General features: G+C 59.5%; 22 protein-coding genes, 1 tRNA gene and 1 pseudogene. 17 read left to right on the plus strand and 7 right to left on the minus strand.

All coding sequences use genetic code 11. From position 1 onward, the window contains the following. Positions 1-173: 173 nt before the first annotated feature. Complete coding sequence (locus tag AB4N41_RS15195) at positions 174-755, plus strand: DJ-1/PfpI family protein (RefSeq protein WP_460137848.1); 582 nt, start codon at positions 174-176, stop codon at positions 753-755. 80 nt (positions 756-835) lie between these two features. After that, complete coding sequence (locus AB4N41_RS15200) at positions 836-1,180, plus strand: YegP family protein (protein ID WP_076566339.1); 345 nt, start codon at positions 836-838, stop codon at positions 1,178-1,180. 111 nt (positions 1,181-1,291) lie between these two features. On the opposite strand, the gene AB4N41_RS15205 is transcribed toward AB4N41_RS15200, so the two are convergent. After that, on the minus strand, positions 1,292-2,311 hold the full coding sequence (locus AB4N41_RS15205) for a DUF4917 family protein (RefSeq protein ID WP_252877625.1): 1,020 nt from the start codon (positions 2,309-2,311) through the stop codon (positions 1,292-1,294). Positions 2,312-2,465: 154 nt separating this feature from the next. Here AB4N41_RS15205 and yiaY point away from each other — a divergent pair, with 154 nt between their 5' ends. Next, entirely contained in the window at positions 2,466-3,614 is a 1,149-nt protein-coding gene (yiaY, locus tag AB4N41_RS15210; protein ID WP_150636475.1) for an L-threonine dehydrogenase, read from the plus strand. Here the strand turns inward: yiaY and AB4N41_RS15215 are convergent. After that, positions 3,575-4,249 carry a hypothetical protein gene (locus AB4N41_RS15215; RefSeq protein WP_252877626.1) on the minus strand — a complete coding sequence of 225 codons (675 nt, stop codon included), beginning with the start codon at positions 4,247-4,249 and terminating at the stop codon, positions 3,575-3,577. The genes yiaY and AB4N41_RS15215 overlap by 40 nt on opposite strands. A 216-nt stretch (positions 4,250-4,465) precedes the next feature. Here AB4N41_RS15215 and AB4N41_RS15220 point away from each other — a divergent pair, with 216 nt between their 5' ends. From AB4N41_RS15220 to AB4N41_RS15265, 10 genes and pseudogenes are all read left to right on the plus strand, one after another. After that, complete coding sequence (locus tag AB4N41_RS15220) at positions 4,466-5,770, plus strand: NHL repeat-containing protein (protein WP_252877627.1); 1,305 nt, start codon at positions 4,466-4,468, stop codon at positions 5,768-5,770. 62 nt (positions 5,771-5,832) lie between these two features. Continuing rightward, positions 5,833-6,738 carry a LysR family transcriptional regulator gene (locus AB4N41_RS15225; RefSeq protein ID WP_122505788.1) on the plus strand — a complete coding sequence of 302 codons (906 nt, stop codon included), beginning with the start codon at positions 5,833-5,835 and terminating at the stop codon, positions 6,736-6,738. A gap of 252 nt (positions 6,739-6,990) precedes the next feature. After that, entirely contained in the window at positions 6,991-8,184 is a 1,194-nt protein-coding gene (locus tag AB4N41_RS15230; protein WP_252877628.1) for a CaiB/BaiF CoA transferase family protein, read from the plus strand. After that, positions 8,181-9,107: a hydroxymethylglutaryl-CoA lyase gene (locus tag AB4N41_RS15235; RefSeq protein WP_056783466.1), complete on the plus strand. Its 927-nt coding sequence runs from the start codon at positions 8,181-8,183 to the stop codon at positions 9,105-9,107. Before AB4N41_RS15230 ends, AB4N41_RS15235 begins: the two co-directional genes overlap by 4 nt. Positions 9,108-9,294: 187 nt before the next feature. After that, positions 9,295-10,626, plus strand: coding sequence for an MFS transporter (locus AB4N41_RS15240; RefSeq protein WP_252877629.1), 1,332 nt, complete (start codon positions 9,295-9,297; stop codon positions 10,624-10,626). Between the two features lie 192 nt (positions 10,627-10,818). After that, complete coding sequence (locus AB4N41_RS15245; protein ID WP_252877630.1) at positions 10,819-11,553, plus strand: PA3715 family protein; 735 nt, start codon at positions 10,819-10,821, stop codon at positions 11,551-11,553. Continuing rightward, a pseudogene (locus tag AB4N41_RS15250) lies at positions 11,552-11,683 on the plus strand (glutathione transferase); the annotation flags it as partial. The gene AB4N41_RS15245 and the pseudogene AB4N41_RS15250, both read left to right, overlap by 2 nt. Positions 11,684-11,743: 60 nt before the next feature. Next, positions 11,744-12,382 carry a LysE family translocator gene (locus AB4N41_RS15255; RefSeq protein ID WP_041478891.1) on the plus strand — a complete coding sequence of 213 codons (639 nt, stop codon included), beginning with the start codon at positions 11,744-11,746 and terminating at the stop codon, positions 12,380-12,382. A gap of 75 nt (positions 12,383-12,457) precedes the next feature. Continuing rightward, positions 12,458-13,807: a sensor domain-containing protein gene (locus AB4N41_RS15260; protein WP_252877631.1), complete on the plus strand. Its 1,350-nt coding sequence runs from the start codon at positions 12,458-12,460 to the stop codon at positions 13,805-13,807. Between the two features lie 153 nt (positions 13,808-13,960). Further along, positions 13,961-14,464: a DUF4142 domain-containing protein gene (locus tag AB4N41_RS15265; RefSeq protein ID WP_110644971.1), complete on the plus strand. Its 504-nt coding sequence runs from the start codon at positions 13,961-13,963 to the stop codon at positions 14,462-14,464. Between the two features lie 162 nt (positions 14,465-14,626). On the opposite strand, the gene AB4N41_RS15270 is transcribed toward AB4N41_RS15265, so the two are convergent. Continuing rightward, on the minus strand, positions 14,627-15,037 hold the full coding sequence (locus tag AB4N41_RS15270; RefSeq protein WP_016771301.1) for a low affinity iron permease family protein: 411 nt from the start codon (positions 15,035-15,037) through the stop codon (positions 14,627-14,629). Positions 15,038-15,213: 176 nt separating this feature from the next. On the opposite strand from AB4N41_RS15270, the gene tam reads away from it, so the two are divergent. Both tam and AB4N41_RS15280 read left to right on the plus strand, forming a co-directional pair. Beyond that, entirely contained in the window at positions 15,214-15,984 is a 771-nt protein-coding gene (gene tam, locus AB4N41_RS15275) for a trans-aconitate 2-methyltransferase (RefSeq protein ID WP_236167987.1), read from the plus strand. Positions 15,985-16,571: 587 nt separating this feature from the next. Beyond that, complete coding sequence (locus AB4N41_RS15280; RefSeq protein ID WP_252877632.1) at positions 16,572-16,931, plus strand: DUF6124 family protein; 360 nt, start codon at positions 16,572-16,574, stop codon at positions 16,929-16,931. A gap of 64 nt (positions 16,932-16,995) precedes the next feature. Here the strand turns inward: AB4N41_RS15280 and AB4N41_RS15285 are convergent, their stop codons facing one another. Beyond that, complete coding sequence (locus tag AB4N41_RS15285) at positions 16,996-17,205, minus strand: hypothetical protein (protein WP_374046327.1); 210 nt, start codon at positions 17,203-17,205, stop codon at positions 16,996-16,998. Positions 17,206-17,504: 299 nt separating this feature from the next. Here AB4N41_RS15285 and AB4N41_RS15290 point away from each other — a divergent pair, with 299 nt between their 5' ends. Together AB4N41_RS15290 and AB4N41_RS15295 are read left to right on the plus strand one after the other, a co-directional pair. Continuing rightward, on the plus strand, positions 17,505-17,801 hold the full coding sequence (locus AB4N41_RS15290) for a helix-turn-helix domain-containing protein (RefSeq protein WP_095180586.1): 297 nt from the start codon (positions 17,505-17,507) through the stop codon (positions 17,799-17,801). Next, positions 17,801-19,084, plus strand: a complete 1,284-nt coding sequence (locus tag AB4N41_RS15295) for a type II toxin-antitoxin system HipA family toxin (RefSeq protein ID WP_095180587.1) — start codon at positions 17,801-17,803, stop codon at positions 19,082-19,084. Before AB4N41_RS15290 ends, AB4N41_RS15295 begins: the two co-directional genes overlap by 1 nt. A 145-nt stretch (positions 19,085-19,229) precedes the next feature. On the opposite strand, the gene AB4N41_RS15300 is transcribed toward AB4N41_RS15295, so the two are convergent. From AB4N41_RS15300 to AB4N41_RS15310, 3 genes are all read right to left on the minus strand, one after another. Continuing rightward, positions 19,230-19,303 (minus strand) — tRNA-Gly (locus AB4N41_RS15300). A 157-nt stretch (positions 19,304-19,460) separates the two neighbouring features. Further along, on the minus strand, positions 19,461-20,345 hold the full coding sequence (locus AB4N41_RS15305) for an alpha/beta fold hydrolase (RefSeq protein ID WP_041478884.1): 885 nt from the start codon (positions 20,343-20,345) through the stop codon (positions 19,461-19,463). 316 nt (positions 20,346-20,661) lie between these two features. After that, positions 20,662-21,354: a pseudouridine synthase gene (locus AB4N41_RS15310; RefSeq protein ID WP_056783483.1), complete on the minus strand. Its 693-nt coding sequence runs from the start codon at positions 21,352-21,354 to the stop codon at positions 20,662-20,664. Positions 21,355-21,356 lie beyond the last annotated feature (2 nt).

A 21,356-nucleotide genomic window follows, 5' to 3' on the forward strand; every position in this document is an offset into this window, starting at 1 on the left:
CGCCGAAGGCTGCGATCTTTTGATCCTGATTATTTAAATGCAAGATCAAAAGATCGCAGCCTTCGGCGGCTCCTACATTTATCGCGATCGAGCGTAGTAAGCCTGGAATTACCGCAACCCTTGGATACGGTCTACCTTGAATACTCCCAGACCTTTCCCCGAGGAGTTTTCCCATGGCCGCGAAAAAGATCCTGATGCTGGTCGGCGATTACGTCGAAGACTACGAAGTGATGGTGCCGTTCCAGGCCCTGCAGATGGTCGGCCACACGGTCCACGCCGTGTGCCCGGACAAGTCCGCCGGCAGCACCGTGCGCACGGCGATTCATGATTTTGAAGGTGATCAGACCTACAGCGAAAAACCCGGTCACCTGTTCGCGCTCAATTTCGACTTCGCCAAGGCCCGCGAAGCCGATTACGACGCGCTGCTGATTCCCGGCGGTCGCGCTCCGGAATACCTGCGACTGAACGAAAAAGTCCTCGAACTGGTGCGCGCCTTCGATACCGCCGGCAAGCCCATTGCCGCGGTCTGCCATGGCGCGCAACTGCTCGCGGCGGCGGGTGTGCTCAAGGGGCGTGAGTGCAGCGCGTATCCGGCCTGCGCCCCGGAAGTGCGTCTGGCCGGTGGCACCTATATCGACATTCCGGTGACCGACGGCCATGTTCAGGGAAATCTTGTCACCGCTCCGGCCTGGCCGGCGCATCCTAAATGGCTGGCCGGTTTCCTCGGTCTGCTCGGTACGAAAATCACCTTGTAGTCGATGCAGGCGACAGATCGCAGGCGCTGGTCTTTACTCTGAAGCGCGAAATCTCTCAATCGCCCCTAGGAGAAACAGACATGTCCGGATGGTACGAAGTGAGCAAAAGCAGCAACGGCCAATTCAGGTTCGTGTTGAAAGCGGCGAACGCCGAAACGATTCTGACCAGCGAGCTCTACAGCACCCGCGCCGGCGCCGACGGCGGGATTGCCTCGGTGCAGGCCAACAGCCCGCTGGACGAACGTTACGAGAAAAAATCGACCAAGGACGGCCACCCGTACTTCAACCTGAAGGCGGCCAATCACCAGATCATCGGCAGCAGCGAGTCGTATTCATCGGATGGCGCGTGTGACAAGGGCATCGCCAGCGTGAAGGCCAACGGCCCGACGAAAACCATCAAGGACAAGACCCTGCCTGTCCTCTGAGCTCAGGGCATGAGCCTTTGAAATCAAAAGATCGCAGCCTTCGGCAGCTCCTACACCTGGAATGCATTTCCATGTAGGAGTTGCCGAAGGCTGCGATCTTTTGATCTTGCTTCATACCTCAACCGGTACCGACAATTTCGGATCACCCAACGCATGGCTCTTGGCATCAAAGAACCGCAACTCAACCCCGGTACCTTCAAACACCTTGGCGTAGTGACGCTTCTGATGCTGGATGAACGCGGCACTGCGCGGGTAAATCGAGACCGCCACGCACTTCGGTCGGGCCAGGCGCAACGCCCGCACCAGATGCGCATCCTGCTCGCCCAGCGCGTGGCCGAAGATGCACAGGCTGTCGCCATGGGCCAGTAACTGCTCGTAGCAGAACGACAGATAATCCGAGCTGCGAATGGTCTTGAGCTTGTCTGCGCTCGGCCCTTCGGTGACGAACAGCGGCACGTCATCCAGCGTCTTGATCGTGTTGTTGATGGCGAAGCTGCCGAGCAGGGTGCCCTCGGTCGAGGTCAGTTTGCGTGCGGTGCCGTCCTGATTGCGCACCAGATGCAGACCACCGTGCAGGTACAGCAGACGCGGTTTGTCGGTGGCGCTCTGGCTCAGATCGAAACTCGCGTCGGCGCCGTTGAACAGGTCGTCGATGGTCTCGCCGGGATGTTGCAGTGCCCAGTAATTGAGCAGGTCGTAGTTGGTGGTGAACACCGTGTGATAGCGCGCCAGTTCTGCATTGAGCACCGTCAGTGTCGAAGGCTGCACCAGCCGCCACGGGATGTGCACCGCGTGCACGGTGTTGATCAGCGCTTCCTTGATTGCGTAATAGCGATTGCGCGGCGCCGCCGAGCTGACCGCCAGGGCCTTGTTGACCCGGCTGGTGGTTTTCAGGGCGCCCAGCACTTGCTCGAAGCTGCGGGTTTGCAGCGCGTCGAACACCGCCAGTTCCGATGGGCTCAGCGGTTTCTCTTCGACCGTACGGGCGTTTTCGAACAGCGAGTCGTAGCCGAAGTCATCCCACACCGCGCGGCTGGCGCCATTGCCCACCAGCAAACCCTGAAAATCGTTCGCGGCGCGCAAGGCGTTCCAGTCTTCGAGGGTGGCGTCGACATTGAGAAAATCGGTCATTGCGTGGGCGGTCTCAAAACAAAGGGCAGATGGACGGCGACTTTATCACGAGCGGACATTGAGCCAGATCAACATCGCTCGTGACCGATCGGTCGATTCTGTGCGCACCCGCCGAATCGAGGCAGTCGATCCGGCTCCAGTCAGGAGACACACGATGAGCAGCACCTTCTTCATTCCGGCGGTCAACATCATGGGCAGCGGCTGCCTCGACGAAGCCATGGTCGCGATTCGCAATTATGGCTTTCGCAAGGCGCTGATTGTCACCGATACCGGGCTGGCCAAGGCGGGCGTGGCCGCAATGATCGCCGAGAAACTGGCGATGCAGGACATCGATTCGGTGATCTTCGATGGCGCCAGACCGAACCCGACCACGGCCAATGTCGAATCCGGTCTGGGACTGCTGAAGGAAAGCAAATGCGATTTCGTCGTGTCGCTGGGTGGCGGCTCGCCACATGATTGCGCCAAGGGCATCGCCCTGTGCGCAACCAATGGCGGGCAGATTGGCGATTACGAAGGCGTCGACCGCTCCAGCAAGCCGCAATTGCCGCTGATCGCCATCAATACCACCGCCGGCACTGCCAGCGAAATGACCCGCTTCTGCATCATCACCGACGAGTCGCGCCACGTGAAAATGGCCATCGTCGACCGCAACGTCACGCCACTGCTGTCAGTCAACGATCCGGAACTGATGGTCGCGATGCCCAAAGGCCTGACCGCCGCCACTGGCATGGATGCACTGACCCACGCTATCGAAGCCTACGTCTCGACCGCCGCCAACCCGATCACCGACGCCTGCGCTTTGAAGGCCATGAGCCTGATCAGCAGCAACCTGCGTCTGGCTGTGCGCGACGGCAGCGACCTCGCGGCGCGGGAGAACATGGCTTACGCGCAGTTCCTCGCCGGCATGGCGTTCAACAACGCCTCGCTCGGATTTGTCCACGCCATGGCGCATCAGCTCGGCGGCTACTACGACTTGCCCCACGGCGTGTGCAATGCCGTGCTGTTGCCGCATGTGCAGAGTTTCAATGCGCTGGTCTGTGCTGACCGACTCAGGGATGTCGCCCACGCCATGGGCGCGGATATTCGTGGTTTCAGCGCGGAGGAGGGCGCACAGGCGGCGATCAATGCCATTCGCAACCTTGCCAAGGACGTCGAGATTCCCGGCGGACTGCGTGAGCTGGGCGCGAAACTCAGCGATATCCCGGTGCTCGCCACCAACGCCTTGAAGGACGCCTGTGGACTGACCAATCCACGGGCGGCGGATCAGCGCCAGATCGAGGAAATTTTCCGCAATGCGTTTTGAATGAAGGCGCGCAGGCGAGCGAAGTCGAAAAGTCCTTCGCTTGCTTCTGCGACCACGGCAAATGTCCGCACACGGCCCCAATCTGAAACCTTGCCGGCGATGTTGTGGACGGCGGAGATACGGTACTGCCCGACCGCCAGGGAGGGTGCTGCCGGGGTTTGCCATTTCCGGTCGCTTTCGACCGCTGCTCTGGCAATCTCCAGGCCAGTGTCCAGATCGAAAATACTGACGAAACCCTCGGCTCGCATGACATCTCCCGAAAAGATCAGAGGCGTATCGACCTGCGCGCCCTCAATCGGTTCGACAACGACCGGGACGTCGATCTCGGGCCGCAGTCGCACCTCATATCCGCGCTCTTCGCTCCATTCGGACGTGATGCCTGCATACGTCTGGTGGGCGTGAATCTTCTGCTGGCCCTGGGCCTGAACGCCGGTGATGCTGAACGCCCATCGTCCATTTGCGCTGACCAGCCCTTCGCCAAGCGAATGGGTGTTTTCAATGTTCCAGACCTGCACAAGAGCATTGGGTATGCCGCTGCCGAGCAACAATGTCGCAGGTCCCGTCGTGCTGGCCTCCTCGGGATAAGTGATGGTCGGGGCCGGTTGTGAAATTTGCTCGTCGCGAGTGCTCATCATGCTTCTCGTCCATGGCTGATTTGAACGCTGAGGTTGGCATGACATGCCTGAATTCGAACCTGTAAGAACTACCAGTCATTCAGTCTTTTTTACACAGTAGGTAATTTCTTTTTCTTCTAAAAAACTGTCATTTCTGTCAGTTGTCCGGCGTGGCGACCTGGGGTCGAATGCTCGCTACGAGGGGGTCGACGTCGATCTCTTGAGGAGCATACGAACATGTCGGAATCTATCGCGCCATTGTCCCCAAACGTGCAGTCAGCCGGGGAGCTGGATGCGCTCTTTGGTCTGCGAACGCTGAAATTCCCCGGAGCGGGCAAGACCATTGCCAAAGGCGTGGCGATCACGCCTTCGGAGCAGATCATGGTCAGCGCTACCGTCGAGCAATCGGGCCATTCGTACTACGGCCTTGCGCGCCTGGATGCCGATGGCAATCCGGATCCGGCTTTCGGCACCGGCGGATATCTCAGCGGCCAGTTCGGCACAGGCTCGCTCACGCAAGGCGGGCCGTTGATTGTTGATGCGCTCGGACGATTCTGGATGTGCGGTGTGATTGGCGTGGTCAAAGACCAGACGCTTGAATATCAGCAAGTCATCGCCCGGTTTTTGCCCGATGGCTCGCCGGACATTGATTTCGGCGGCGACAGGAATGGCTACCGGATTGTGCCCATGCGTATTCCTTCCCTGTTCGGTGCCACCCATGGGCAACTGCTGCTGGCGAAATCCGATCCGCAGCTTGCGCAGCCGGACAGGCTGCTGTTCGTGACCGCGCAAAAGGGTAGTGGCTTGCTGACGCGATTCCATCTCGATGGCTCGGACGATTTATCGTTCGCCAGCAACGGTTGGCTGCCCCTGTCGCTGCCAGGGGTGGCCATTTCGCTGTCCGGGATCATCCAGCTCGACGATGGGAGGATCCTGCTGCATGGCAAAACGGAAGTAACCAATCAGGGATTGGTCATGGCGTTCGACCACAACGGGAAAGTTGCAGAAGGCTTCGGCGAAAAGGGCCTACTGCTATTGAACCTTCAGCGTAATGGCAAGCCGCTCGAAAGCCACGTGACCGACATCGTTGTGCAAACTGCGCAGCGCCTGCTTCTGCTCGGTTCGGCGGTCGAGTCAACGGACGGCACGAAACTGCAACACGCGTTGATCAGTGGTATTACCTACGCCGGCCAAATGGATGACGCGTTCAACAACCCTGTCCTCAGCCCGACGTTGCATGAACTCGACCTGAGAGGTTGGCAAGCAGGGTTTGCGCTGGATGATATCGCTGGCAAACGGATTGTGGCGGTCGGACAGACCTCGGGCAGCACACGAGGCTTGTTGACGGCAGGCTTTCTGGTCGATGGTGCAGTGGATGATTCGTTTGATGTCGAGGGCGCGAAGGACATTTCATGGCCAGCCATCGATGCCTGCCTGCAAGGCTCTTCGATCCTGGTGTTGGGTCGCAGGGACGACAGCGCGCAGCTGGTTCGCTTGCTGACCGCGCCTGTCACAAAACAGCGCGCCAGCATGGGCAACTGAGCAGTCAGCGGTAAAACCGGGCTATCCTGCCGGCTCGGATGAACCCTGCCTTCGAGCCCACCATGCTGCAAAAAAGCCTGATCCGCCGTCTCGACCTGATCACTCTGCAACTGTTCGTCGCCGTCCACGAGGAAGGTACGTTGACCCGTGCGGCTGCGCGCGAAGCCATCGCGGTGTCGGCGGCGAGCAAGCGCCTGATGGAGTTGGAGGAGGCGCTGGGCATCGCTTTGTTCGTGCGCCAAGCCAAAGGCATGATCCTTACGCCGGCCGGTGAAACCCTGCTGCACCACGCCCGGCAGATGCTCTTCAATGTGGAAAAGATGGGCCTGGAGCTGGGTGAGCACAGCCATGGTGTGCGCGGTTACGTGCGCATGCTGGCCAATCTTTCGGCGATCATTCAGTTCCTGCCCGAAGACTTGCGCGACTTCTCCGCGCGGCAGCCGCAGGTCAAGACCGACCTTGAAGAACGCCCCAGCGCCGGGGTGATTCAGGGCGTGCTCGATGGCGTCGCCGACCTCGGCATCTGCTCCGACGACAGCGACACCAAAGGCCTGCACAGCGTGTTGTACCGCCAGGACAAACTGGTGGTGGTGATGCTCCCGGAGCATCCGTTGGCTACGCGCGCATCGGTGACTTTCGATGAAACTCTCGACAGCGATTACGTCGGCTTGCACGCAGCCAGTTCGATCAACATGCGTACCCATGCGGCGGCGCGGCAGGCCGGCAAAGTCCTGCGCATCCGCATTCATGTGCCGGGATTCGATGCGGTGTGCCGGATGGTCCAGGCGAACATGGGCATCGGCATTCTGCCGCAGCGAGCCTATGAGTTGTTTGGTCAGGCACTGGGCTTGCGTGCGGTGCCGCTGACCGATGCCTGGGCGGATCGCGCTCTGATTGTGGTGGTGCGCGATGAGGCAGGGTTGTCGCCGGTGAGCCGGATGTTGTTTGAGCATTTGCGCGGGCGGTAGATCTTCATTGCGGCTGATGGCCTCTTCGCGAGCAGGCTCGCTCCCACATTGAACTTGTGTGAACACAGAATCTGAAACCACTACAGATCCTTGTGGGAGCGAGCCTGCTCGCGAAGGCGGCCCTGAATTCACCCCGCAATCACAGCGGAGCATTCGCATTTCGCGAACGCCCATTGCCGAGAGACGGCTGGATTCGCTGACGATCGTTCCTCTAGCCTTGGCGACATATTCCAAGAACAAGAGGTACCCGCGATGACTGCCCCTTTGAGTGCAATCAAAGTGATCGAGATCGGCACCCTGATCGCCGCGCCGTTTGCCGCGCGCATGCTTGCCGAGTTCGGCGCCGAGGTGATCAAGATCGAAGCCATGGGTCAGGGCGACCCGCTGCGCAAATGGCGCAAGCTGCACGAAGGCACATCGCTGTGGTGGTACCTGCAATCGCGCAACAAGAAATCCCTGGCGCTCAATCTGAAATCCGCTGAAGGCATCGAACTGGTCAAGCAACTGGCCGGCGACGCCGACGTGATCATTGAAAACCTGCGCCCCGGTGCGCTGGAAAAACTCGGTCTGGGTTGGGACGTGCTACATGCGCTGAATCCGAACCTGACCCTGGTGCGTATCTCCGGCTACGGCCAGACCGGCCCTTACCGTGACCGGCCCGGTTTCGGTGCGATTGGCGAGGCCATGGGCGGCATCCGCTACACCACCGGCAATCCCGATTCGCCACCGGCGCGGGTCGGCGTCAGCCTCGGCGATTCGCTGGCCTCGTTGCACGCGGTGATTGGTGCGCTGATGTCGCTGTTGCGGGTCAAGACTGGGCAGGGCGGTGGGCAGATCGTCGATGTGTCGCTGGCCGAAAGCGTGTTCAACGTCATGGAAAGTCTGGTGCCGGAATACGACATGCTCGGCCATGTCCGCGAACGCAGCGGCGGCGCCTTGCCGGGCATCGCGCCCTCCAATACTTACCTCACGTCCGACGGCGCTTATGTGGTGATTGCCGGCAACAGCGACCCGATCTACAAGCGCCTGATGCACACTATCGGCCGCGCTGATCTAGCCGAGGCAGAAGAATTCGCCCACAACGACGGCCGCGCGGCGCAGAGCGGTTTGCTCGATGCGGCCATCACACACTGGACCAGCAGCCTGCCGATCGACGAGGTACTGGCTGCTCTCGAAGCTGCCGAAGTGCCGGCCGGGCGCATCTATTCGGTGGCTGATATCGTCGCCGATCCGCACTATCAGGCGCGGGACATGCTGCTCGATGCCGAGTTGCCCGGTGGCGCAACGGTGAAGATGCCCGGCATTGTCCCCAAACTCTCGGAGACCCCCGGCGGAGTGAACTGGTCCGGGCCGAAACTGGGCCAGCACACCGACGCTATTCTCGCCAATCTTGGCCTGACTGAACTCGACATCGAACGCCTGAAAAACCAAGGGGTGGTGCAATGATCACTGACTATTCGCAAACCCTGATCGTCCAGGAAGTCTCACCCCGCGACGGTTTGCAGATCGAGCCGACGTGGGTGGAAACCGCTGACAAGATCGCCCTGATCAATCAATTGTCACAGGCCGGATTCAGCCGCATCGAGGCCGGCTCGTTCGTCTCGCCCAAAGCCATTCCGGCCCTGCGTGACGGCGAGCAAGTGTTCAACGGCATTCAGCGCCAGCCGGGTGTTATTTACGTGGCGTTGATCCCCAACCTCAAAGGCGCGCAACGCGCATTGGCAGCGAATGCCGATGAGTTGAATCTGGTGATGTCCGCCAGCCAGACCCACAACCTGGCCAATATGCGCATGCGTTGCGAAGAGTCGCTGGCGGCATTCGCTGACATTGTTGCGTTTGTCAGCGGCTCAGGTGTGCGCCTCAACGGCAGCATCGCCACCACGTTCGGTTGTCCGTTCGAAGGCCGGATCGATGAGGATCGCGTACTGCAGATCGTCGACGCTTATCAAGAGCTCGGCATTCAGGGCATCAGCCTCGCCGATACCACCGGCATGGCCAATCCGCGTCAGGTCGATCGCTTGGTGCGGCGCGTTTTGCAGCGGGTTTCGCCGGCCGATCTGACCCTGCATTTCCACAACACCCGCGGCCTCGGCCTGTGCAATGTGCTGGCCGCTTACGAGGCCGGCGCGCGGCGCTTCGATGCGGCGCTGGGTGGCCTCGGTGGCTGTCCGTTTGCGCCGGGGGCGTCGGGCAATATCTGCACCGAAGACCTGGTGAACCTGTGCGCTGAAGTCGGCATTCCCACGGGGATCGATTTGCCGCTGCTGCTGAAGCTTTCGCGCGGCTTGCCGGCGCTGTTGGGCCACGATGTCCCCGGCCAACTGGCCAAGGCCGGGCGCAACTGCGATCTGCATCCGATGCCCACCTGAGAAACACCAGTACCCCTGTGGGAGCGGGCTTGCCCGCGATGACGGCAGCAAATTCAACGAAAGCGTTAGCTGAACTGACGCCATCGCTGGCAAGCCAGCTCCCACACAAAAGCGCTCCACAGGGAGCGTCATCACCAGACAACAAAAACAATCGGACGCCCATCGGCAGTCCGCCTGGAGAAAATCTATGAGCCTCAATGTAATGGAGGCGGGCGTGAATCCGTCCGTCGATCACGACGCCGAAAAAGCCCTGGTCAGCAAAGTTGCCTGGCGCCTGATGCCGCTGATCATGGTCTGCTACCTGTTCGCCTTTTTCGACCGCATCAACATCAGCTTCGCCAAATTCCAGTTGCAGACCGACCTGAGTCTGAGCGACACCGCGTATGGCTTGGGCGCCGGGCTGTTCGTGGTCGGTTACGTGCTGTTCGAAGTGCCGAGCAACATGATGCTGTACAAGGTCGGCGCGCGGCGCTGGATCGCGCGGATCATGATGTCGTGGGGCGTGGCGACGGCGGCGATGGTCTTCGTCAACAGCGAATGGCAGTTCTATGCGCTGCGCTTCGTCATCGGTGCGATGGAAGCCGGGTTTGCTCCGGGCGTGCTGTATTACCTGACGCTGTGGTTTCCGCAGCACTTCCGTGGCCGCATCACCTCGATGCTGTTTCTCGCCTCGGCGTTTGCCGGGCTGGTCGGCGCACCGTTCTCAGGGCTGGTGTTGCAACACCTCGATGGCGTATTGCAGATGCGCGGCTGGCATTGGTTGTTCCTGCTCGGAGGCGTGCCGTGCATCGCGCTGGGTTTTCTGGTGCTGACGCAGCTGAAGGACCGCATCGAGGATGCGCACTGGCTGACGGCTGACGAGAAGAAATTGCTCTCCAGTCGCATCGCTCATCACGAACCACACAAGAGCGGCGGCTCATTGCTCGCGGCGCTGAAAATTCCCGGGTTCCTGACGTTGGGTTTGATCTACTTCCTGATCCAGGTCGCGTCCTACGGTTTGAATTTCTGGGCACCGCAATTGATCCGCAGCGCCGGCACCGAAAGCCCGGTGATGATCGGCCTGCTGACCGCCATTCCGTACATCTGCGGGGCGATCAGCATGGTGGTGATCGGACGCTTGTCCGACGCCACCGGTGAACGGCGCAAGTTTGTCGCCGGGCTGGTGATCGTCGGCGCGATCGGCTTCTTCAGCGCGGGAATCTTCGCCAGCCACACGACCTTCCTGATCATCGCGCTCGGCCTGCTCGGCGCCGGCATCATCGCTTCGATTCCGAGCTTCTGGACCCTGCCACCGAAACTGCTGGCGGGCGCAGGTGCCGGCGCGGCGGGCGGGATCGCAGTGATCAATACCCTGGGGCAGTTCGGCGGGATCGTCAGCCCGGTCATGGTCGGACGCATCAAGGACCTCACCGGCAGCACCACCCCGGCGCTGTACGTCATCGGCGTCGCCGCGCTGATTGCGGCCGCTTTGCTGCTGTGGGGCTTGCCGCAGAAGTTGCGTACGCTGGACAAGTATTGAGATTGGCGGCGTCGGCGATGACGCCTTCGCGAGCAGGCTCGCTCCCACTTTGGAATGCGCTTTCCTGTGCGAGCGTGCCTGCTCGCGAATTCCGACTTCAGACACATGAGAAGATTCGCTGGCCAGATCTGTTGAATCCTCCGATGCAGAAAGGGATAGTGCGCGCCTGGAAATATCTTCAAGGAGCGGGAAGTGACAATGAAGTCCACGTGGATCAGCGCTGCCGCGCTCTGCGGGTGGTTGATGGCTGGGCAGGCGTGGGCAGATTGCACGCCGCCGGCGGTCAGCGCGGAAGCGGATTTCTCGCTGTGCAAAGAATGGCCGGCTTATCCGCAGCTGACGATTACCGCGCTATCGACGTTCGTGCCCGATCCCGTCTATGGCCAAGACGGCAGCGTGGGCTCGTACGATCTGGATCTGGCTATCATCACGGCCGGCAGCCCCAAACCGCTGGCGACCTATCATCAGCGGTCGGCGTTTCTCTCCGATGCCATCGCGCTGGAGAGTCTGGAGCTGGATACGGCGCGTTATAAACTCACGCCCGACTTTCGTGCATTCGGCGTCCGCGCCCATTTCAAAGGCTCGTCGCGCGTCAATCCGCTGGATGAAACCCTGCTGTCGCTCTACGTGAAAGAGGGCAACAAGGTGCGCCCGGTGCTGGATCGCTTGGTCGTCTACAGCTTCAGTGGCGAGTGGGATGGCAATTGCGCCGGAGAGCGAGCGGAGACGGTGCGTACGCTTGAGATGGGCAAAACCAGTTCCCATGGTTACGCCGATATCATTGTCCGCTCACTCACCACGGGTCTGGTCGGCGAGGGTCCACCCGACACCTGCGAGTCGAAGACCACCCACGAAAAGCCGGTGCTAACCACGTTGCGCTATGACGGACAGCAATATTTCGTTCCCGAAAATCTGAGAGGCTATTGAAGGCGCGTCGTTCTACTTCCTCGATCCCGACCGACACAAGCTCGAGGTCCACGTCGGCGATTTGCAATCGCGGCTGGACGCATGTCGCCAGAAACCGTACCCCGGCATGCGTTTTCACGACGCGCAGTGATCCGCCGTGACCCTCTGATATAGACTGGCCACCAAGTATTCTGGCGCTTGCAGGTTTCTCATGACTCCATCATTGCTGTTGGCCGTTCTGGCTTCGGGTTTCATCTACGGGATCACGCCCGGGCCGGGCGTGCTGGCGGTGTTCGGGATTGGCGCGGCCCATGGCCGGCGGGCCGGGGCGGGGTTTCTGTGCGGGCATCTGCTCGGCGATGTGATCTGGTGCAGCACCGCGCTGGTGGCGATTGTCGGTGCGCGGGAAATCGGCAGCACCGCGTTCGATGTGCTCGGCGTGCTCAGCGCGTTGTACCTGTTCTGGCTCGGCTGGCGTGCGGTGCGTGCCCAACGCCGCAATGGCGACGAAGCGCAAGGGGCGGCGCGGCAGCCGTTCTGGCACGGCATCGTCTTCGGCCTGACCAATCCCAAGGCCTATCCGGTGGCGGTGGCGACCTTTACGGCGCTGTTGTCGAGCCGCGCCGAACTGCTCAACTGGTCGATGCTACCTGCACTGATCGCCCTGAGTTTCATCGGCGGTGCGCTGGCCTACGCTATCCTCATCGGCGTGGTCGGCGCACAGCGAGTGCGCATGGTGTATCAGCGGCATGAGCTGCTCATCACGCGTTTATGCGGCGTGATGTTTATCGGCTTCGCCATCAACGCGTTGATGCACGCGCTGCCGGGGCTGCTGCCGAACAAGACTTGATGGAATGGGCAGGGACGCGCAATCACGATCATGGATGATTGAAATCGCTGCACTGCGCGGACACCCCGTAGAACCATGCAAAGCCCCAACCCTGCGCCGCTGGCGAGCTACATTGACCTGTTGCTGGATGCCGTTTGCGCGGTCGACAAACAGGGCCGTTTCGTTTTTGTCAGCGCTGCCTGCGAGCGGATTTTCGGTTACACGCCTGACGAACTGATCGGCCGCTCGATGATCGAGCTGGTGCACCCGGCTGATCGCCAGCGCACCCTTGCGGCCGCTGGCGAAATCATGGGCGGCGACCCAAAGCACAATTTCGAGAACCGCTATCTGCGCAAGGACGGCAGCGTCGCGCACATTTCCTGGTCGGCGCGCTGGTCGGAAGTCGATCAACTGCGCATCGCCGTCGCCCGCGATATCACCGAGCGCAAGCAGGCCGAGTCGCGGCAAGCGGCGTTGTACGCGATTTCCGAAGCGGCGCACGCGGCGGAAGATTTGCTGGCGCTGTTCAAACGCATCCATCTGCTGATTGGCGAGTGGCTGCCGGCGCTGAATTTTTCCGTGGCGCTGTACGACGAACACTGCGCGCAGCTGAATTTTCCCTATCACGTCGACGATCACGAATTGCAGCCCGAGCAGCCCGGCACCGTCATCGGACGGCTCTGCGCGCAAGTGATCCGCAGCGGCCAGCCGATGTTGCTGACGCCGGACAGCGCCGATGCCACGCCCGATTTTGCTGAGCTGGTGGCGGAACAAAACGCGCCTTGCTGGCTCGGCGTACCGCTGAGCTCAAAAAACGGCACCATCGGCGCCTTGATCGTCAAAAGCCTCGCTGGCGGCGAACGCTACACCGAGCAGGACAAGGAACTGCTGCAATACGTCTGCGCACAAGTCGCCACGGCCATCGAGCGCCAGCAACTGCACGCGCGGCTCAAGCGCATGGCGCAATACGATCAACTGACGCAACTGCCCAATCGCGAACTGCTGCGTGATCGGCTCAGGGCTGCGCTGGCCGATGCGCGAACCCTGCACGGACACATGGCGCTGCTGTATGTCGATCTGGATCGCTTCAAACAGGTCAACGACACCCATGGCCATGCCGTCGGTGACATGCTCCTGCAAACCGTGGCCAACCGACTGAAGGGCTGCGTGCGTGAAACCGACACCGTGGCGCGTATCGGTGGCGATGAATTTGTCGTGCTGTTGCATAGCGTGCATGCCGCCGAAGATGCCGACAGTGTCGCCGGAAAAATCCGACAGGTGCTGGCGCAGCCCATGCGCCTCGACGGCCATGACCTGCGTATCGAACCGAGCATCGGCGTGGCGCGTTTCCCTGAACACGGTGAAGAAGAACAGCAACTGTTCCGGCATGCCGATCAGGCCATGTATGCGGCCAAACGCCTGAATCATCGAGCGTTGGGCATCTAAAGCGAGCGCACCGTTCGTCGCGGCCTCGGCAGATTTTCTAAACCTTTGAACGCCAAAGCATTCCTAACTGAGGCGGACCATTGTCCGCCGCGACTATTTGAGCAGCGGGCGAATCACGGCCCGCTTGAATTTTCCACGAAGGAGGGCGCGACCATGAGCCGGATGGCCACCCGTTTACGTAACGTCAGTTTTGCAACCCTGCTGGGCCTGTGCGCCAGCAGTGCGTTCGCCCAGTCGCCTGCCGAATTCATCAACGATGCCTCCGCCAAAGGCATGGCCGACATCGAAGCCAGCCGTCAGGCCCACGGCAAGACCGAATCGAAAGAGGTCAAGGATTACACCATCGTTGTGATCAACGACCGCACCACGGCCAACCAGCATCTGGCGAAAATCGCCAAGAAACTCGATCTGCCGGTTGCCCCCCGCGAAGAACTTGCTGACAAGGCCAAAGAACTGATGCCGGAAGTGAAGGACGGCGCGACATTCGATCAGGCTTACGCCGCCAGTCAGGTCAAGGCGACCGAAGAGGCCATCACCCAGATCGAGCAACAGGCACAGACCACCGATGTGCCGGAAATCAAAGCGTTTGCCGATGAGACTTTGCCGAAACTGCAAAGCCATCTGGAGAAAGCTCGAGCGTTGCAGGCCAGTCGCTAACTTCGCCTTGTTGTTGCAGCGCGAGCGAAACCTTCAGTTGAAATGCGATGCTTACCCTGTGGGAGCGAGCCTGCTCGCGAAAGCGGTGTATCAGTCAATGATGTTTTGACTGACCCTGCGTCTTCGCGAGCAGGCTCGCTCCCACAGGGTGTGTTTACTTGCTCAGCACTCATTCAAATCCTGCTTTGGCTTGCTCTTGTCGCCAAGCCCCTCAAGATCAAACACCTGATTCTCACCCAGCGCGCGGTAATGCCGGCGCAGCGCTTCGAGCTGCTTCAGATCCAGCGCCTCCAGCCCGAGCATCGCGTTCTGCGCTTCCTTGTTCACTCGCAACAGCTCATCGAGTTTCAAATGCAGAATGTCGGTATCGCGGTTCTGCGTGTTCTGAATCAGGAACACCATCAGGAACGTGATGATCGTCGTCGAGGTGTTGATGATCAGCTGCCACGTGTCGTTGTAACCAAAAATCGGCCCGCTCAACCCCCACAGCCCGATCAGAATCAACGCCCCCATGAACGTCTTCGGGCTACCGGCCCACAGGGCAAGTTTCTGGGCAATCTTTGCGAATTTCATGATGGAAGTCCTTGTTTTGGGAGCTTGAAATTCAGACATCGGTGTTGTGCTGAAAATTCTAATTACAAATAACCGGGCCGGACGCCGGAGGCGAGGCGAGCTCATCGGCCTTATCGCTGTATGGTATGGGCAGCTGCACTTCCCGGTTTCAAGCCATGCCCCGACAGGAGAACGCAATGAGTTGGTCTGCCAAGCAATACGTCGCTTTCGAAGATGAACGCACCCGCCCGGCCCGTGATCTGTTGGCGGCGATACCCACCGCGCAGGCCCGGGCGGTGGTGGACATTGGTTGCGGACCGGGCAATTCCACCGAATTGCTGGTGCAGCGTTTTCCCGAGGCGAGCGTCAGTGGCCTCGACAGTTCGGCGGACATGATTGCAGCCGCGCGCAAGCGCTTGCCTGACGTGCAGTTTCAGGTGGCCGAGGTCGACAAATGGGCTGACCAGGGGCCGTTTGATGTGATCTTCGCCAATGCGGTGCTGCAATGGGTGCCTGATCACGCTTCGTTGCTGCCAGCCCTGGCGAGCAAGCTTTCAGACGGTGGCAGCCTGGCGATTCAAATGCCGGACAACCTCAACGAACCGTCCCACCGCTTGATGCGTGAAGTCGCCGCCAATGGGCCGTGGGCGAGCAAGCTCGCAGACGCTGCCGGGCAGCGCACCGACATGGCCAGTGCCAGTGAGTATTTTTCAATGCTGCGGCCGCACTGCGCGCGGGTCGATGTGTGGCGCACCACCTATCACCACCAACTTCGGGACGGGGCGGCGGGGGTGGTGGAGTGGTTCAAGGGTAGCGGGTTGATTCCATTCCTGAGCCCATTGACCGAGGAGGAGCGGGCTCAGTATCTGCAGCGGTATCTGGCGGAAGTTGCCAAGGCTTATCCGGCCTTGGCTGACGGCTCGGTGCTGTTGCCGTTTCCACGTTTGTTCATTGTTGCGACCCGCTGAGTTACGCCTCCGGGTTCCTTGGGTTCGCCACGTTATCTCTGGTCGGCGCATCTCTTGAACGCAACACGGTCGGTCCCCTCTCCCTCGGGAGAGGGTTAGGGTGAGGGGCTTATTGGCGCAGAAACCCGATCACCGCTGCACCGCCAACATCATCGTCCTCTGGCATCCTTTCAACTCGTTCACGCTGAGCTCGTCGGAAATTTCCTTCTGTTTTCCAGGCTTTTACACGTGGTGCGCTATGGCTGTTTAAAGTTGAATCGCGTTACGTCCCGATGCCTACAAATCCTTGCGCTGCTGCCTACCGGTACGCCAGAATCCGCCGGCTTGTGCGCCTGGAGGGCGGTCGGTAACTTGGTTCGCGTCACTGATTTCCAGTGATCGGGTTTAGTAGCCCGGTAATGTCCTCCTCGTAACGGTTGCACGAGTTCCGTTGAATCAGGCGCGTGCCTGTATTTTATGGTGGCTGTGCGCATGGCGCCTTCGGGTGCGCCGGATGGGGGATGGGTCCGGTCTACTAACTTGCGTACAGCCGCCACCCTCCCGTTTAGTAGCGTGGTGGATGCGGCTCAAATGAAAGGTACCGCCCCGTGTTCAAAGTAACGCCAAATCCGCCGGAAACCGATCCGGCTTCTCCGTGCGAGTCCCTCGATTCGAAAAAACTCCACGAAGCCGCCGAACGCGCCCTCGACCACTATCTCATCCCACCAAAAACAAGCTCACCGCCGTACCAGGCCAGCAGCATGTTCATGGTTAATCCGGGCACCGATACCGAGTCGCTATTGGTCAACGCCAGCGAGTCCCTCGGCTCGGCCAGCGTCATGCTTGGCGACTTTGCCGCCTTGCTCGACGGCAGCCAGCGCAAAACCCTGCTCGGCATCGCCCAAGTCGTCATGCTGGGCGAGCTGGCGGTGAATCAGGTGCTGGATAATGTGGTGCCGGTGGGTTAGCCGGCGTTGATTTCCGAGTAAAAAGTAACCGGTCGTTGCGACCGGTTTTTCGGCTAGTGCAGCGTCAAAACCGCTGACCAATACCAGGTTTGTCCTCTTGAAAGGGCTCGGAAGGGGGAATCGGGAATTGCTGCTCCTCATACTCGCCCACCCGCCGAGCGAGAATTTCCAATTCATCGCCTTCCGGCGAGTTCATCTCAGCGCCCCAAATCTGCTCGATACGCAGCAATGCTGCGGACAAGTCTTCAGTGCTCCGAATGGGTTTGATGTCCATAAATGATGTCCGCTTTGGTAACCACATGAGCGGCGATCTTGAACGGCACAACAAACGCTGTGTTCATCATTACGTTGCCAAATATGACTGCATTGCGGAGAGTCAGATTCGCGGTGACAAAAGCGGCCACGCGTGACCCAACCGCGTAATCCTCAATGTCAGCTGTGTAGCAATCAGAAGATCTCTATTGCTCCACGAAATTAGTGAAATTTTTCAAAAATGGTCATATCTGATCCTTAAGGGAGGTTAGATGGCTACAATGGCTCTATTAAGATCCTTAAGAATTGGAAGGGTTTGCCATGTCATTCATGCATTTGCTTCACTCGCCGGCTGAGATCGCTAGAAATGTCGGAGAAAACGCAAAAATCCTGCGGCTCTCCAAAAACCTTTCCCGCAAGACGCTCGCAGAAAAGGCGGGGGTTTCCGAATCCACCATCAAGCGATTCGAAGCGACCGGCCTCGTGACGTTGGAGGCTTTGATCCTGATAGCCACTGCGCTTGATGAACTCAACGCTGTGACCAGGCTGTTCAAACCAGAGCAACCGAGCTCGCTGGATGAGCTGAAGAATGCCAGGCGCAAGAGAGGGATGCGCTGATGATCAAGCCTTTCAAACACACAGAAGCGCTGGATGTTTTGAAAGAGGGCGCCAAGGTTGGTGAGCTGGTCAGAGTCGCGGGCCGGGGGATTTACTTCGCTTACGATCCGGGTTGGCTTGCCACTGGCTACAATCTTTCGCCGCTGACAATGGCTTGGGACGAAAAGCCCCAGTTGGCCAGGAACACCAGCCTCTTCGAAGGGCTACACGGACCGTTCGCCGATTCACTGCCTGACGGCTGGGGCATGCTGCTGATGGATCGATATTTCGACAGCACCTTCGGTGACGGCACCCACCTTACCCTCACAGCGCTTGATCGCCTTGCTTATATGGGCGAGCGCAGTATGGGGGCGTTTGAATATCAGCCGAAGGCGGAAAAAACAGAGCTCACAGGCCCTTTGGATATTTGCCAACTCTACGAAGCTTCAATCGAAGTTCAAGAGGGTGAGACCCCTGCTGTGCTTACCAAATTGCGACTGGCCGGTGGCTCACCGGGGGGCGCACGACCGAAGGCAATCGTGGCGCTGTCTGCCGACAAAAAACACGCAATTTCGGCCTTTGATGCCCTGCCCGAGGGCTATGCACATTGGATCGTGAAGTTCAGGGCATTGTACGAACCGATTGAAACCGGCGGCATTGAACTCGCCTATGCCGAGATGGCTCGTGCCGCCGGAGTGACCATGGCTGAATCGGATCTTCTGGATGTGCAGATGCCTGGCGGCGAGGTTGAGCGTTTCTTCGCAACCAAGCGCTTCGACCGCGACGGCGAGCGCAAGATTCACATGATGACCGTCTCGGCGCTCATGTACGCGGACTACCGCGCATTGTCATCCATCGACTACCCGAACCTGCTCAAGCTCACTCAGGTGTTGACCAGAAGCTCCGTCGAAGTGGAAAAGATGGCCAGGTTAATGATCTTCAATGCGCTGTCTCACAACCATGACGACCATGCGAAGAACTTTGCCTTTCTCTGCCACAATCCTGAAAAAAAAGGCGAGAAAGAAACCTGGACGCTGTCCCCGGCATACGACCTGACTTTCGCAAACGCCATGGGCGAGCACACCACTGACTTCGGTGGCCGCACTCCCGGCACGCCTACGCGCAAGCGAATCATGGAGATCTGCAAGGATTACAAATACCTCAAGGCCGAGGAATACATCGAGCAGACTCTCGCAGCGCTCGCCGACTGGAAGAAAGTATTCACTCGATTGAATGTCCCGCACAAAGCCGGGGAACCGATCTTCAATGTACTGGCGAGGCTGCATCAGGATTTCGAGAAGTAATCCGGGGAGGAGGGGCTCAGCGATCTTCTGGAAGTCTTCACCGCCAACACGCTTCAACTTCCAGACACAAAAAAACCGGCCATCAAGGCCGGTTTTTCATTTCTGCATCCCCCGTCGGACAACACAACGCGAGATCAATATTCGGTGGAGCGGGTAGAGGGAATCGAACCCTCATCTAAAGCTTGGGAAGCTTTCGTTCTACCACTAAACTATACCCGCTCAGAGCGGCTGACTTTGTACCAGACTCGGCCACGGATTTGAAGTTTTCTTTTCTCTGCGAGGGCTTTGCCACGCAGAAAACGGTCGATCGCGAGCAAGGGCTGCGCCGGTGCAACAGGCACTTCAAGCTTGCAGCCTTGCCCGCGAAGACGCTGTTTCAAATGGCCAAAGCATGTTGATCCTGCACAAACGAGTAGCGCGTTCGGCTGGCTTGCGGCGCAGGTTTCAGAAAGCCGAGCAGGGCGTTCTGGCTGTCGCGGCAGGCGGCCTTGTGCTCCATGTCGAGAAAGTGTCCGGTGGCTTGCAGGGTGGTGAAGCTGCTGTGGGCAACGTGGTTGCCGAACAGTCGCGCATCCTCGGCGGCGGTGTATTCGTCCCATTCGCCGTTGAGAAACAGCACCGGCACGTTGATCTTTTTCGCCGCATTCAGATAGCACTGGCGATCGCTGTGCAGCACGTCGTTGATATGAAAATGCATCTGTCCGTATTCATGCTCGGCGAGACTGCTGACGTGGCGATAGTTGAAACGCTTGAACAGCGACGGCAGGTGTTTGCCGATGGTGTTGTTGACCAGATGGCCGACCCGATCGCCGTCGCGGCTGCCGAGGTAATCGACGCCGCGCTCAAGGTAATCGAGCATGTGCGCATTGATCACCGGGGAGAACGAGCTGATCACGGCTTTTTCGATGCGCCGGGGCTGCTGGGCGAGGGCGACCAGAGTGGCGGCGCCGCCCCAGGAGAACGACAGCACGTGTTCGGCGGCGAAGTGGTCGATCAGCTCCAGCAGAATCTGCCCTTCGACTTCCTTCGTCAGATGTTTCTCATGCCGGTTGTGGGCTTTTGACCGACCCGCGTAGGGCTGGTCGTAGCAGACCACGTTGAATTGCGGGTGCAGGTTTTTCACGGTCTGTGCAAACGACGCAGTCGTGGCCATCGAGCCGTTGACCAGAATGATGGTCTTTTCTGCGGCGTCTGCGCGATAGAACTCCGTGTAAACCCGATACTGACCCTGTATATCCAGCACAGCGATTTCTGGCCTCATGTCATAAGACTCCTGGCAAGCAAGCGGGTATGCGCGCAATCGAGATTGCACGAGCTTTGTGACAGGTAGGCATACGCCTGAAATTTGCTGGCCCATGTCGATCCGGTACGGCAGGTCGACGGGTGTTGTTATTGGCGGGCAGATTGTCGGCTGAGGCGCAGCCCTTGAGGGCAGACGACCGACAAAAAGTTTCTTGGAAGTATGTGGTGACTCATCGGTCACATTTCGGCCGACGTCCTGATTCAAGCAGGGGACTCAGGATCACGCAAGTGCCGTCGGCGAATTGTTCGACAACTTCGGCTGAGCGGTCGCCGGCTTAGAACAAATGAATCTCTTCGGTGCGCAAAGCGCGGTACTCGCCCGGTTTTAGCGCGTGATCGAGGGTCAGTTTGCCCATGGATTCGCGGTGCAGGCGCAGGACTTTGTTGTTGAAGAACCCAAACATGCGCTTGACCTGATGGTAGCGGCCTTCAACGATGCTCAGCCGTGCCGAGCGTGGGCCGAGCAGCTCAAGCTGTGCCGGTTGAGTGGTCAGATCTTCGAAAGCGAAGTAGATGCCCTCGGCAAATTTCAGCGCGTAGCTCGGGTCGATGTCCTGTTCGGTTTCGACGTAATAGACCTTCGCCAGTTTGGTTTGCGGCTGCGTCAGGCGCCGCGACCAGGCGCCGTCATTGGTGATCAGCATCAGCCCGGTGGTGTTGAAATCCAGACGCCCGGCGATGTGCAGATCGTCCTTGTGCGGTTCATCGAGCAGGTCGAGCACGGTCGCATGCTGCGGATCGCGGGTGGCGCTGACGCAGCCCGGCGGCTTGTGCAGCATGAAATAGCGAGCCGGCTTACCGCTTTGCAGCACCTCATCGTCAACTTCGACCCGGCTGAATTCCAGCACCTCACTGTGCGGGTCGTTGACGACTTTTCCGTCAATCCGCACGCGCTTTTCCACCAGCAACAGGCGCACCTGCTGACGGTTGTAGCGGGGCAGATTGCTGAGGAAGCGGTCGACGCGCATGG

It is taken from the genome of Pseudomonas sp. S2_A10 (genome assembly GCF_054668465.1).